The organism is Bradyrhizobium sp. U531 (genome assembly GCF_051710265.1).
GTDB lineage: Bacteria > Pseudomonadota > Alphaproteobacteria > Rhizobiales > Xanthobacteraceae > Bradyrhizobium.
The window spans coordinates 1-12,825 of sequence record NZ_JASVEN010000002.1 but is presented as its reverse complement, the minus strand read 5'-3'; the positions used below and the strand labels follow the sequence as shown (position 1 = coordinate 12,825).

Annotated in this window: 11 protein-coding genes; 7 read left to right on the top strand and 4 right to left on the bottom strand. The window is 66.5% G+C overall.

Going from position 1 to position 12,825, the window contains the following annotated elements:
- The first annotated feature begins 6 nt into the window (after window positions 1-6).
- A complete protein-coding gene (hpxZ, locus tag QRQ56_RS12085; protein ID WP_438740196.1) occupies window positions 7-399 on the top strand; it encodes an oxalurate catabolism protein HpxZ in 393 nt (130 codons plus the stop codon).
- Between the two features lie 4 nt (window positions 400-403).
- Window positions 404-1,126 (top strand): GntR family transcriptional regulator, encoded by a 723-nt coding sequence (locus tag QRQ56_RS12080; protein ID WP_438740194.1) that lies wholly within the window; start codon window positions 404-406, stop codon window positions 1,124-1,126.
- A gap of 144 nt (window positions 1,127-1,270) precedes the next feature.
- Here the strand turns inward: QRQ56_RS12080 and atzF are convergent, their stop codons facing one another.
- Window positions 1,271-3,079: an allophanate hydrolase gene (atzF, locus tag QRQ56_RS12075; RefSeq protein WP_438740192.1), complete on the bottom strand. Its 1,809-nt coding sequence runs from the start codon at window positions 3,077-3,079 to the stop codon at window positions 1,271-1,273.
- Between the two features lie 206 nt (window positions 3,080-3,285).
- Entirely contained in the window at window positions 3,286-3,780 is a 495-nt protein-coding gene (locus QRQ56_RS12070; RefSeq protein WP_438740190.1) for a MarR family winged helix-turn-helix transcriptional regulator, read from the bottom strand.
- Between the two features lie 151 nt (window positions 3,781-3,931).
- Between QRQ56_RS12070 and QRQ56_RS12065 the strand changes: the two genes are divergently transcribed.
- A complete protein-coding gene (locus tag QRQ56_RS12065; RefSeq protein WP_438740188.1) occupies window positions 3,932-5,782 on the top strand; it encodes a feruloyl-CoA synthase in 1,851 nt (616 codons plus the stop codon).
- 390 nt (window positions 5,783-6,172) lie between these two features.
- On the opposite strand, the gene QRQ56_RS12060 is transcribed toward QRQ56_RS12065, so the two are convergent.
- The gene (locus QRQ56_RS12060; protein ID WP_438740187.1) at window positions 6,173-6,679 is read right to left on the bottom strand and encodes a MarR family winged helix-turn-helix transcriptional regulator; all 507 of its coding nucleotides are present in this window, start codon (window positions 6,677-6,679) and stop codon (window positions 6,173-6,175) included.
- Between the two features lie 83 nt (window positions 6,680-6,762).
- Between QRQ56_RS12060 and QRQ56_RS12055 the strand changes: the two genes are divergently transcribed.
- The 3 genes from QRQ56_RS12055 (at window position 6,763) to QRQ56_RS12045 (ending at window position 9,599) form a co-directional block, all read left to right on the top strand.
- Window positions 6,763-7,980 (top strand): cytochrome P450, encoded by a 1,218-nt coding sequence (locus QRQ56_RS12055; protein WP_438740185.1) that lies wholly within the window; start codon window positions 6,763-6,765, stop codon window positions 7,978-7,980.
- 12 nt (window positions 7,981-7,992) lie between these two features.
- Window positions 7,993-8,316, top strand: a complete 324-nt coding sequence (locus QRQ56_RS12050; protein ID WP_438740183.1) for a 2Fe-2S iron-sulfur cluster-binding protein — start codon at window positions 7,993-7,995, stop codon at window positions 8,314-8,316.
- Between the two features lie 71 nt (window positions 8,317-8,387).
- Complete coding sequence (locus tag QRQ56_RS12045) at window positions 8,388-9,599, top strand: ABC transporter substrate-binding protein (RefSeq protein ID WP_438740182.1); 1,212 nt, start codon at window positions 8,388-8,390, stop codon at window positions 9,597-9,599.
- A 126-nt stretch (window positions 9,600-9,725) separates the two neighbouring features.
- Here the strand turns inward: QRQ56_RS12045 and QRQ56_RS12040 are convergent, their stop codons facing one another.
- Window positions 9,726-10,988, bottom strand: coding sequence for an NAD(P)/FAD-dependent oxidoreductase (locus tag QRQ56_RS12040; RefSeq protein WP_438740180.1), 1,263 nt, complete (start codon window positions 10,986-10,988; stop codon window positions 9,726-9,728).
- A gap of 310 nt (window positions 10,989-11,298) precedes the next feature.
- On the opposite strand from QRQ56_RS12040, the gene QRQ56_RS12035 reads away from it, so the two are divergent.
- A complete protein-coding gene (locus QRQ56_RS12035) occupies window positions 11,299-12,471 on the top strand; it encodes an ABC transporter substrate-binding protein (RefSeq protein WP_438740179.1) in 1,173 nt (390 codons plus the stop codon).
- The last annotated feature ends 354 nt before the right edge of the window (window positions 12,472-12,825 follow it).

Here is a 12,825-nt window from a genome sequence, read left to right as displayed (position 1 = left end):
TTTGAGATGGAGATCGATCTCCCCGACGTGATCGCGGAAGTGAAAGCCGCGTTCGATCGTTATGAGCAGGCCCTCGTCAGCAACGACGTCGCCGTGCTCGGCGAGCTGTTCCGCAAAGACCCCCGCACGCTGCGTTACGGCATCGGCGAGAACCTCTACGGCTATGAGGCGATCAGCGGCTTCCGCGCCGCGCGCTCGCCGGTCGGATTGAACCGCCGCACCGCGAAGACGGTGATCTCGAGCTATGGCCGCGACACCGCCGTGGCCTCCACCTTGTTCTATCGCGACACGGCGCCCGGCAAGGTCGGCCGGCAGATGCAGACCTGGATTCGCTTTCCCGAGGGCTGGCGCGTGGTCGCCGCCCATGTCAGCATCATCGACGAGCCGAAAGAGGCGTGATCGCATGACGCTCGACGATTTCCCGCAAGGCACGCTGCCGGCCGATCCGGTTGTGCCGCGCGTCGACCGTCCATCGTCGTCGGTGCAGAAGATCACGCGCGCGGAGGAGCTCCGCCTGCAACTCGCCGACGAGATCGTTCGCGGCGCCCTGGCGCCCGGCGCGCCGCTGGACGAGACCGACATCGCGCGACGCTTCAATGTCTCGCGGACGCCGGTGCGCGAGGCGCTTCGTCAACTCGTGGCCAGCGGCCTCGTCGAGGCGCGTGCCCATCGCGGTGCGGTTGTGGCGCAGCCTTCGGTCGATCGTCTCAAGAGCATGTTCGAGGCGATGGCGGAGCTGGAGGCGCTGTGCGCAGGCCTTGCCGCCGAGCGCATGGCAGCGAGCGAGCGCCACGCCCTCGAAGCCATCCACGAGGAGCTGCGGGTGCTGAGCTACACCGGCAATCCCGATCGCTTCCACGAGGTCAACGAACGCTTCCACAACGCGATCTATGCGGGCTCGCAGAACGGCTACATCGCCGAGATCACGCTCGCGACCCGCGTCCGCGTGCAGCCGTTCCGCCGTGCCCAGTTCCGCAATCTCGGCCGTTTGGCAAAGTCGCAGGCCGAGCACGACCGCGTCGTCGTCGCCATCATGCGCGGCGACAAGCAGGGCGCTGCTGCCGCGATGCGCGCGCATATCGAATTGGTGCGCGGGGAGTACGAGATTTACGCGGTGTCGGTGTAGGCACAAGCGTGTCCCGGACGCGGTGCAGCGCGTAGCGCTGCTCCGCAGGGCCGGGACCCATCTATCATCTTGCACAGCAGCCTGTGGGTCCCGGTTCAGCAGCGCAACACTGCGTGATGCGCTGCGCCCGGGACAAAAGACCGGTTATGCTTTCGCGGCTTCCTTCATATACGCGCGCCATCCCCCAAACGCCGAGATATCCCGCGCATTGCCCAGCACTTCCGGCTCGACCAAAAATCCCTTCACGCTGCGTCCATCCACAAGCCGCACCGTGCCGATCGCCATCGGTGCCGGAATCGCATTGACGAACTTGCCGAAGGCCGACGACGACAGCGACCAGATCTCCAGCTCGATCGAGGCACCCGTGCCGGCCGCAACGCGCAGCATGCCGGGCTTCGGCGGCGTGGTCTTCAGCGCATAGAGCTTGTAGTCCGGCGCGGTCCTCGTCGCCTCGACCAGCTTTGCATCCAGCGCAGTCAACTCGCGGTTCAGCACCATGCCGGACAGATGCGCGCCGACCACGGCGATGGGGATGTCGTCGCCGCTGTTTGCCGGCAATTGCGCGAGCGGGGCTTGCGCCACACCAAGCGCGCCAACCGTCAGCCCGGTATCCGCATGGAAGACGCGGCCGATGCTGGCCAGCATCGCATCGCGTCCCGCCGGCGCCAGCAGCGTGATGCCTGACGGAATGCCATCGGTGCGCATCGAGGCCGGCAGTGCGAGGCCGCAGAGGTCGAGCAGGTTGACGAAATTGGTATAGGTGCCGAGCCGGCTGTTGAGCTCGATCGGATTGGCGAGCACTTGCGCGGTGGTGTAGGCCGTCGGCGCGGTCGGCAGCACCAGCGCGTCGATCTCGGCAAAGGTGCGCTCGGCGATCTTGCGCAGGCCCTGCAGGCGGTAGAGCGCGGAGAAGGTGTCGGCCGCCGTCAGCCGCGCGCCGGCCGCGGTGATCTCGCGCGTCACAGGATGGATCGCATCGGGCGCGGAGGCGAGCAGGTCCTTGATCACGAGATAGCGCTCGGCGACCCACGGTCCCTCATAGAGCAGCCGCGCCGTCTCGTAGAACGGCTCGAGGTCGAACTCGACCAGCGTCGCACCGAGCGCGGTCCAGCGCTTCAGTGCATCGGCGTAAGCGGCTTCCGCTTTCTTGTCGCCGAAGAAAATCAGTTGTCCGTTGCGCGGCACGCCGAGGCGCAGCTTGGCAGGCAGCGGCGTGATCGCACCCAGCGGCCGGTCGCGCGAGAATGGGTCCGTCGGGTCCGGCCCCGCCATCACCGACAGAGCGAGCGCGGCATCGTCCGCCGTCAAGGCGAAGACCGAGATGCAATCGAGCGTGCGGCAGGCCGGCACCAGGCCCGCATTCGAGATCATGCCAAGGCTCGGCTTCAGCCCGACGATGTTGTTGAGCATGGCCGGCACGCGGCCCGAGCCGGCCGTGTCGGTGCCGAGCGACAGCGGCACGAGGCCGGCACCGACGGCGACCGCGGAGCCGGAGCTGGAGCCGCCGGGGATGAGGTCGTCGCGGATCGAATTCCTGGGGATGCCGTAGGGCGAGCGCACGCCGACGAGGCCGGTCGCGAACTGGTCGAGATTGGTCTTGCCGATGATGATGGCGCCGGCAGCCCGCAGGCGCGCCACCGCGGTCGAATCGCGCGCCGGCGTGGTGGAGAAAGCCGGGCAGGCCGCGGTGGTCGCAAAGCCCAGCGCGTCGATATTGTCCTTCACCGCGACCGGCACGCCATAGAGCGGCAGGCCTGCGGCATCCGCGCGCGCGGCGAGCCGCTCGGCCTCCGCGACCGCGTCCTTCTCCTCGCGCAGGCTGATGAAGATGGCGGGATCATTGCGGTCGCGGATGCGCTGATAGGTCCGCGCGATCGTGTCGGCCGGCGTCAGCGTCCCCGCGCGATGCGCGGCCACAATCGCGGCGATCGTTTCAGGCTGCTCAGCCCCCATTTCAGCCCTCATGGCGACAATACTCCGGCAAACTGTCTTCGCCCGGAGCGAAGCAAGCGATGTGCCATTGTGTACAATGGCCGGGCAGGACGAATGCCCCGGATGTTATCGCGTAATCAGTGGCTTGGGTGGCATTTCGGCAGGCCGAGGGTCGGTCGCTGCAACGCCCTGTGACGGGCATCTGCTCAAATCATGGGCAGGTTGGATCAGGTGAAGCCGGCGAGGATCCGGAGCAGCTGCGCCCGGTTCTCCTTGCCGATCTTCTCCTCGACATGCCGCTCGTGCTCGGCGGCGAGGCCCTTGAATTTCGCCAGCGCCGTTTCGCCCTGCGCGGTGAGATGCAGCGCGTGGGAGCGCCGGTCGGCCTTCGACTTGATGCGCTTGACGTATTTGCGCTGCTCGAGGCTGTCGAGCAGATGCACCAGCCGGGCGCGCTCGATGCCGAGGCGTTTGGCCACCGCCATCTGCGACAGGCCGGGATTGGCGCCGATCACCGTCAGCACCGAATATTGCGTCGGCCGGATGTCGACCGCGCCGAGCGTCTTGATGAAGTCCTGGAAGATCCAGATCTGGAAGCGCCGCACCGCATAGCCGGCGTGGCCGACCAGCGCGTCGAGGCCGATCTCGTCGGCGGCATCGCGAGGCGCCGCGCCGTTGCCGGGGCGTTTGCGTGGGGCAGTCTGGGTTGCGCTAGCTGTCACATCGTGTCTCCCGCAGGGCAACCTTAGCGCTCGCCGGCCCTGAGCGGAAGATTGTTGTTGACGACAACAATTGTCCTGCCCAACATTATGACCAAAGCAGCCCGCAACGAGGCTGCGGCCGGTCCCGGATCCGGGCGGAGGGAGGAAGCAGATGACAGTCGCCCCACGCGGAGACGTCGCAGGCCTGTTCGCAACGCCAAAGACCGTCGCGGAGCATCGCACCGACGGCAGCATCGTGCTGCGCTCGGCCGAACGTTTGCACGAGGGCGCGCGCTGCGTCGGCGACTGGCTGGAGCATTTTGCGCGGCAGACGCCGGATGCGATCTTCCTGGCCGAGCGCGCCAATACCGAGTTGCCCTGGACCACCGTCACCTATGCGCAGGCGCTGCGCCAGGTGCGCGCGGCGGCGTCCTGGATCCTGGCGCAGGGCCTCAGCGCGGAGCGTCCGCTCGCGATCCTCTCCGACAACAGCGTCGATCACGCGCTGCTGGCGCTGGCCGCGCAGCATGTCGGCGCGCCCTCGGCTGCGATCTCGCCGGCCTATTCGCTGATATCGAGAGATTTCGAGAAGCTCAGAAGCATGATCACGCTGCTTGATCCCGGCGCGATCTACGTCTCCGCGAGCGCGCCGTTCGCGGCCGCGCTGGCGGCCATCGCGCCGCTGCACCGGGCGCAGCTCATCAGCGGCAAGGAGGACGATGCCGGCGCGCTCGCCTTCAGCACGGTCGCTGCGACGCGGGAGAGCCCCGAGGTTGCGGCGGCCTTCGCCGCGGTGACGCCGGATACGATCGCAAAGTTCCTGTTCACCTCGGGCTCGACCGGCACGCCGAAGGCCGTCATCAACACCCAGCGCATGCTGACGTCGAGCCAGCAGGCCAAGGCGCAGACCTGGACCTTCCTGCAGCCCGGCCGCGGCGATCTCGTCATCCTCGACTGGCTGCCCTGGAGCCACACTTTCGGCGCCAACCACAATTTCAATCTCGTGCTGCGCAACGGCGGCTCGCTCTATATCGACGGCGGCAAGCCCGCGCCCGGACTGTTCGCGACCTCGCTCGCCAACCTCAGAAGCGTGATGCCGACGGTCTATTTCAACGTGCCGCGCGGCTTCGACATGCTGATCGCGGCGCTGCGCGGCGACGAGGAGCTGCGCCGCCGTTTCTTCAGCGAGGTGAAGTTCGCCTTCTATGCCGGCGCCGCGCTGCCGCAGAATCTCTGGGATGCGCTCGAAGAGCTCTCGATCGAGACCGTCGGCCGTGCGCTGCCGATGGTCTCGGCCTGGGGCTCGACGGAGACCTCGCCGCTCGCGACCGACTGCCATTTCCTCGCCGAGCGGTCCGGCAATATCGGCGTGCCGATTCCCGGCACCGAGCTGAAGCTCGTCACGTCAGGCGACAAGCTCGAGGTGCGCGTGCGCGGCCCCAACGTCACGCCGGGCTATTGGAAGGCGCCGGAGCAGACGAAGCAGGCGTTTGATGACGAGGGCTTCTATCTGATCGGCGATGCCGTCAAGCTTGCTGATAGTGCGCGACCGGAGCGCGGCCTGTTCTTCGACGGCCGCGTCGCAGAGGATTTCAAGCTCAACTCCGGCACCTGGGTCAATGTCGGCACGCTGCGCGTTGCCGCGATCGCCGCGATGGCGCCGCTGGCGCAGGACATCGTCGTCGCGGGCCATGGCGGCGACGAGGTGCGCTTCCTGGTCATCCCCAACATCGCGGCTTGCCGCGCCCATGCCGGCTTGGGCGAAACGGCCGAGGTGAACGAGGTCCTCGCCCACGACACGGTCAGGGCTGCCATTGCGCATGGCCTCGCAAAGCTGAAGCAGCAGGGTCCCAACTCCTCCGGCCACGCCACCCGCGCGCTGCTGCTCGCCGAACCGCCGTCGGTCGATGGCGGCGAGATCACCGATAAGGGCTACATCAACCAGCGCGCCGTGCTGACGCGGCGAGCGGAAGCGGTGGCGCGGCTGAATGACGATGCGTCGGGGGAGTGGGTTAGGCTGTAGCTGACTGTGGTCTTTCCCCTCTCCCCTTGTGGGAGAGGGTGGCGCGCCGCGTAGCGGCGAGACGGGTGGGGGGGTATCACCGCGACCAACGCTAACAATGTGAGGCGCGGAGAGAACCCCTCATCCGGCGCTTCGCGCCACCTTCTCCCACAAGGGGAGAAGGAAGCAAGCGAGACACTCCCCCAATACGCCAACCAACCTGCCGCAATATATTTCTGATTATTTTGTTGCCTAAGCAACTAATCTGTGCGAACCGTTCCGGACCAAGCGACGGCGGGGAAACCGCTGCGTTCGATCTCGGAGGAAACGATGCTCGGCAGGAAGCGTGCCGCGGGCATGCGCCGGCGCATGCCTGGAGTTGGCGACAGGACGCGGCCGCGGTGCGGTGCGTCAGGTATAGCTGCTGTCGGTCACCGCGCCGAGATTCTCGTGCAACCGCCGCAACAGGTTGATCAGCATCTCGCGCTCGTTCTTGTCGAGGCAGGACAACAGCCGTCGCTCGCGCTCGAGTGCGGCAACGATCACCTTGTCATGGGTGGTGCGGCCCTTCGCCGTCAGCGCGATCGAATGGGTGCGGCCGTCATTGGGGTCGGTGCGGATCGAGATCAGCCCGCGCTTCTCGAGGCCCGCCAGCGTCCGGCTCACCGGTCCCTTGTCGAAGCCGATGACGTGGCAGATGCGCGAGGCCGGAATGCCCGGCTCGATCGCCAGCAGCGACATGATCCGCCATTCCGTGACGTTGACGCCGAATTCCCGCTGATAGAATGCGGTCGCGCTGTTCGAGAGCTTGTTGGCGATGAAGGTGACGAACGCCGGAACGTAACGGTCGAGATCGAGCGTCGGCCCCGCGTCATGGGGCGCGGGCTTTTGGCGGGCTCTGGTCGAAGACGGCGGCATGGCGGGGTTCTGACTCGCGGCGGGCCCGCAGACCTAAGGGCATGCGCCGCCCTTTCACAAGATCAAAATGAGGGAGGTCTTCCATGACCGCATCCGGCACCCCTGCGGCGGGCTCCGCGTCCGTCCCGCATCTCGACGTCGATCCCTTCGATATGAGTTTTTTTGCCGATCCCTATCCGACCCATGAGCGGCTGCGGGAGGCGGGGCCGGTTGTCTATCTCGACAAGTGGAACGTCTACGGCGTGGCGCGCTATGCCGAGGTCCATGCGGTCCTGAACGATCCCGCCACCTTCTGCTCCAGCCGCGGCGTCGGCCTGTCCGACTTCAAGAAGGAAACGCCATGGCGGCCGCCGAGCCTGATCCTGGAGGCCGATCCGCCCGCGCACACCCGCACCCGCGCCGTGCTGTCGAAGGTGCTGTCGCCGACCGTGATGAAGCAGGTTCGCGACCGCTTCGCGGCGGCGGCGGAGGAGCGGGTGGAGGAGCTACTGGACAAGCGCAGCTTTGATGCGATCACCGATCTCGCCGAAGCCTATCCGCTCTCGATCTTTCCGGATGCGCTGGGCCTGAAGGCGGAGGGGCGCGAGCACCTCATCCCCTATGCCAGCGTGGTGTTCAACGCGTTCGGGCCGCCGAACGAGCTGCGCCAGCAGGCGATCGCGCGCTCGGCGCCGCACCAGGCCTATGTCGCCGAACAATGCCAGCGCGACAACCTTGCACCCGGCGGCTTCGGCGCCTGCATTCATGCGCAAGCCGACGAAGGCGCCATCACTTCGGCCGAGGCGCCGCTGCTGGTGCGCTCGCTGCTGTCGGCCGGCCTCGACACCACCGTCAACGGCATCGGTGCTGCCATCTACTGCCTGGCGCGCTTTCCCGACCAGTGGCAGCGCCTGCGCGGCGATCACTCGCTCGCGCGCAACGCCTTCGAGGAGGCCGTGCGCTTCGAAAGTCCGGTGCAGACGTTCTTCCGCACCACCACGCGCGAGGTCGAATTGTCCGGCGCCACGATCGGCGAGGGCGAGAAGGTGCTGATGTTCCTCGCCGCCGCCAACCGCGATCCCAGGCGCTGGGATCAGCCCGACAGTTACGACATCACGCGCCGGACCTCCGGTCATGTCGGCTTCGGCTCCGGCATCCACATGTGCGTCGGCCAGCTCGTCGCGCGCCTCGAGGGCGAGGTGATGCTGACCGCGCTGGCCCGGCGCATCGCGAAGATCGAGATCACGGGCGAGCCGAAGCGTCGCTTCAACAACACGCTGCGCGGGCTCGACAGCCTGCCCGTGACCATCACCCCGGCCTGACGAGGAGCCTCGATGCCCGCCATCACCTTCATTCATCCCGACGGCAAGTCCGACCGCGTCGAGACCTCAGGCGGCGAAAGCGTCATGCAGGCTGCGACCCGGCACGGGCTCGACGGCATTTTGGCCGAGTGCGGCGGCAACGCCATGTGCGCAACCTGCCACGTCTATGTCGACGAAAGCTGGCTCGCGCGGTTGCCCGGGATGGCCGACGACGAGGATGCGCTGCTCGACGGCACCGCGGCCGAGCGGCGGCCGGCGAGCCGGCTGTCCTGCCAGATCATGATGACGCCCGAGCTCGACGGGCTCGTCGTGAAGCTGCCGGCACGGCAGGTCTGATCCGAAGACGTCCGATTTTCGACAGGCCGGCAACGACCGGTGCTCAAAGCGATCACACAGGGGAGGGAACGATGAAACATCTGAAATGGACGCTCGCGCTGGCCGCGAGCCTGATCGGCGGCGCGGCAAGTGCCGAGATCTCGGACAATGTCGTGCGCGTCGGCGTGCTCAACGACATCTCCGGAATCTTCCAGGACACCAACGGCATGGGCTCGGTGGAAGCCGCGCGGATGGCGGCGGAGGACTTCAATGGTGGCGGCAAGGGCATCAAGGTCGAGATCGTCTACGCCGACCATCAGAACAAGGCCGATGTCGGCAACGCCATCGCGCGCAAATGGCTCGACGTCGAAGGCGTCGATGCCATCGTCGACGTGCCGAATTCGGCGGTCGGCCTCTCCATCAACACGCTGCTGCGCGACAGCCGCATGACGTTTCTGGCCTCGTCGACCGCAAGCTCGGATCTGACCGGCAAGGCCTGCTCGCCCAACACCATCCAATGGGTCAACGATACCTGGGCGACCGGCAACACGACGGCGGCCGCGATGGTGTCGCGCGGCGGCAAGGAGTGGTATTTCCTCACGGTCGACTTCGCGCTCGGCAAGGGCATCGAAGCGGAGGCGCAGAAATACATCGAGGCGCATGGCGGCAAGGTGATCGGCTCGTCCAAGCATCCGCTCGGCACCTCCGATTTCGCCTCCTTCCTGCTGCAGGCGCAGAGCTCGAAGGCGCAGGTGATCGGGCTCGCCAATGCCGGCGGCGACACCATCAACGCGGTGAAGCAGGCCGCCGAGTTCGGCATCCAGCAGAACGGCCAGAAGCTCGTCGCCTTCCTGCTCTTCATCAACGACGTCCACGGCATGGGCATCAAGGTCGCGCAGGGCCTGCAGCTCATGGAAGCGTTTTACTGGGACATGAACGAGGACACCCGCGCCTTTGCCAAGCGCTTCGCCGCACGGCCCGGCATGAACGGCAAGATGCCGAGCGGCAACCAGGCCGGTGTCTATGCCTCGACGCTCGCTTACCTCGACGCGGTCGCGGCGACCGGCAGCGACAACGCCAAGGAGGCCGTGCCCGAGATGAAGAAGTTCAAGGGCAAGGACAAGCTGTTCGGCGACACCGTCATCCGCCAGGACGGCCGCGTCGTGCACCCGATGTATCTGTTCGAGGTGAAGAAGCCGGAAGAGTCGAAATATCCCTACGATTATTACAAGCTGGTCTCGACCATTCCGGCAGAGCAGGCGTTCCGCCCGCTGGCCGAGGGCGGGTGTGAGCTGGTGAAGTAGGTCTCGTGCCCCGGACGCGGTGCAGCGCGAAGCGTTGCGCCGCAGAGCCGGGGCCTACAGCCTCTGGGTCCCGGCTCTGCGTCGCGTCATTTCATGCCGCGCCGCGTCCGGGACACGAGAGCATCGTCACACCACCTTGCTGCTCCCCTGCGTGATCAGCCGCGCCGCGCGCTGATCGCGTGCGTAGATCCAGAGCCAGCTCAGTGCGACGCTGAGGCGGTGGCGCAGGCCGATCAGGAAGTAGATGTGGGCGATGCCCCAGATCCACCAAGCGATCGTGCCGCGCAGTTTCACCTTGCCGAAATCGATGATCGCGAGCCGCTTGCCGATCTGTGCAAGGTTGCCGGAATGCTTGTAGCGGAACGGGCCGGTCGCAGCGCCGCGCAGCCGCGCCTTGATGGTCTCGGCGACGTGACGGCCCTGCTGCTTGGCCGCCGGGGCGATGCCGGGCACCGGCTTGCCGTCCCAGGCGTTGATGCTGGTGGTGTCGCCGATCGCGAAGATCTCGGGATGACCCGATATGGTGAGGTCAGCCTCGACCTGCACGCGCCCGGCGCGATCGGCGGATGCGCCCAGCCATTCCGCAGCGGGCGAGGCGCGCACGCCGGCGGCCCAGATCCGCGTCTTGGCCTCGAGCAGCTTGCCGCCGAACACCACGCCCTCGCGATTGATCTCGGTGACCGCCTGCCCCAGCACGACCTCGACGCCGATCCGCTCCAGCGAGGCCTGCGCGTAAGCCGAGAGATCGTCGGGAAAGCCTGCCAGCACGCGCGAGCCGGCCTCGATCAGCACCACGCGCGCCTTGTTGGTGTCGATGTTGCGGAAGTCGGCCGGCAGGGTGTGATGCGCCATCTCGGCGATGGTGCCGGCGAGCTCGACGCCGGTCGGGCCGGCACCGACGATGACGAAGGTCAGCCGCGCCGCGCGCTTGGCTGGATCGGTCTCGCGCTCGGCGCGCTCGAACGCCACCAGAATGTGCCGGCGCAGGGTGGTCGCGTCTTCCAGTGTCTTCAGGCCGGGCGCCCAGGCCTCCCATTCGTCGTGGCCGAAATAGGCGTGGCGCGCGCCGGTGGCGAGCACGAGCGTGTCGTAGGGCACCTCGCTGCCGTCGTCGATCAGCACGCAGCGCCTTTCGGCATCGACGCCGCTCACGGTCGCGAACAGCGTCGTCACCTCGCGCCGGTCGCGCATGAGATGTCGGATCGGCCAGGCGATCTCGCTGGTGGCGAGCGAGGCGGTCGCGACCTGGTAGAGCAGCGGCTGAAACAGATGATGATTGCGGCGGTCGATCAGCGTGATCTCGACCGCGGCGCCCGCAAGCCGGTGGGTGGTTTCCAGCCCGCCGAAGCCGGCGCCGACGATGACGACGCGATGGGGATGTGCGGCCATGATACGCCCTCGAATCTCTCTGCTGCTTCGTCCTCATTTAAGTGCGGATCGGGTGCCGCGGTCCAATAGAGGTGATCAATCGCGGCATAGGCGGAGTGTATCGATCCGGCGTGAAAAAGCGTCGCAGGCCCGAGAGGGCCTTGGCCGAAGGGAGTAGCATTATATTTCTTGCCATCCCCGACGGGGGCGAAATATGGTGCAGGGGCAGGCGCTGAGCCATTGGCGGCTCGACAGATTTTGCGTTCAATAGAGAAGGCCCGGGGCGGCAATCACCCCGCTTGCGGGCTCAATCAATGGGAGGGGAGTGATTATGAAAACGGCATTCTGGCTGGCGGGCGCGGCGGCGCTGGTGCTGGCGAGCCCGGCTTTCGCCGGCGACACCATCAAGATCGGTTTCGTTTCGACCTTCAGCGGCCCGACCGCCGTGATCGGCAACGACATGCGCAATTCCTTCGAGCTGGCGCTCGACCACATGGGCCGCAAGATGGACGGCAAGCCGGTCGAGGTCATCTACGAGGATGACGGCCAGAAGCCCGATGTCGGCAAGCAGAAGACCGAGAAGCTGGTGCAGTCGGACAAGGTCGATTTCATCGTCGGCTACATCTGGTCGAACGTGCTGCTGGCCTCGCTCAAGACTGCGGTGGATTCCCAGACCTTCCTGATCTCGGCCAATGCCGGTCCGTCGCAGCTCGCGGGCGAGCTGTGTTCGCCTTACGTGTTCTCGACATCCTGGCAGAACGACCAGACGCCCGCCGCAATGGGCCTCTACATGAACCAGAAGGGCGTCAAGAGCGTGTTCCTGATCGGCCCGAACTATGCCGCCGGCAAGGACATGCTCGCGGGCGTCAAGAGCACCTTCAAGGGCGAGGTCAAGGGCGAGGAATATACGGTCTGGCCGAGCCAGCTCGATTTCTCCGCCGAGCTCTCCAAGGCGCGCGCCTCGGGCGCCGAGTCCATCTTCGTGTTCTATCCCGGCGCCGCCGGCGTGCAGTTCCTCAACCAATATGCGCAAGCGGGCCTGAAGAGCACCATGCCGCTCTATACGGCGTTCACGGTGGACGAGCTGTCGCTGCCGCTGCAGAAGGACAACGCGCTTGGCGTTCCCGGCGCGCAGGAATGGGTCAACGACCTCCCCAACGAGCAGAACAAGCGCTTCGTCGCCGACTACCGCAAGAAGTACACGGGTCTCCGCCCGACCTATTACGGCGCACAAGCCTATGACGCCGCCCAGCTCATCAACAGCGCCATCGTCGCGGTGAAGGGCGACACCAGCAAGAAGGACGCGATGAAGGCCGAGATGGAGAAGGCCAACTTCAAGTCGCTGCGCGGCCCGTTCAAATACGGCAAGAACCACATCCCGGTGCAGAGCTTCTATCTGCAGGACGTGGTCAAGGACGGCGACGGCCAGCTCTCGCTGAAGACCGTCGCGACCATCGTGGAGAACGACCAGGACCGCTTCCACGACAAGTGCGCGATGAAGTGAGGTCTCGCTTCTCCCTCTCCCCGCTCGCGGGGAGAGGGTTGGGGTGAGGGGGAGCCTCCGCGGGGACGGGGCGCGTTGAAGTCCTCGATCATCCCCCGCACCGTCATTGCGAGCGCAGCGAAGCAATCCAGAATCCCTCCGCGGAGGCAGTCTGGATTGCTTCGTCGCAAGGGCTCCTCGCAATGACGACGTGGAGGGGGCGTTCTTCCTTCTCCCCTTGTGGGAGAAGGTGGCGCGAAGCGCCGGGTGAGGGGTCTCTCTCCGCGAAGAGATCTCCATCGAGTTCGCGGAGAGAGACCCCTCACCCGTCTCGCCGCGTCGCGGCGAGCCCCCCAATCCCACACGGGGGGGGGG

What these genes read in the sequence shown, in the direction of transcription:
- hpxZ (WP_438740196.1), top strand. Translation starts at nt 7, where the DNA reads ATGGAGATCGATCTCCCCGACGTGATCGCGGAAGTGAAAGCCGCGTTC.
- QRQ56_RS12080 (WP_438740194.1), top strand. Translation starts at nt 404, where the DNA reads ATGACGCTCGACGATTTCCCGCAAGGCACGCTGCCGGCCGATCCGGTT.
- atzF (WP_438740192.1), bottom strand. Translation starts at nt 3,079, where the DNA reads ATGGGGGCTGAGCAGCCTGAAACGATCGCCGCGATTGTGGCCGCGCAT.
- QRQ56_RS12065 (WP_438740188.1), top strand. Translation starts at nt 3,932, where the DNA reads ATGACAGTCGCCCCACGCGGAGACGTCGCAGGCCTGTTCGCAACGCCA.
- QRQ56_RS12060 (WP_438740187.1), bottom strand. Translation starts at nt 6,679, where the DNA reads ATGCCGCCGTCTTCGACCAGAGCCCGCCAAAAGCCCGCGCCCCATGAC.
- QRQ56_RS12055 (WP_438740185.1), top strand. Translation starts at nt 6,763, where the DNA reads ATGACCGCATCCGGCACCCCTGCGGCGGGCTCCGCGTCCGTCCCGCAT.
- QRQ56_RS12050 (WP_438740183.1), top strand. Translation starts at nt 7,993, where the DNA reads ATGCCCGCCATCACCTTCATTCATCCCGACGGCAAGTCCGACCGCGTC.
- QRQ56_RS12045 (WP_438740182.1), top strand. Translation starts at nt 8,388, where the DNA reads ATGAAACATCTGAAATGGACGCTCGCGCTGGCCGCGAGCCTGATCGGC.
- QRQ56_RS12040 (WP_438740180.1), bottom strand. Translation starts at nt 10,988, where the DNA reads ATGGCCGCACATCCCCATCGCGTCGTCATCGTCGGCGCCGGCTTCGGC.
- QRQ56_RS12035 (WP_438740179.1), top strand. Translation starts at nt 11,299, where the DNA reads ATGAAAACGGCATTCTGGCTGGCGGGCGCGGCGGCGCTGGTGCTGGCG.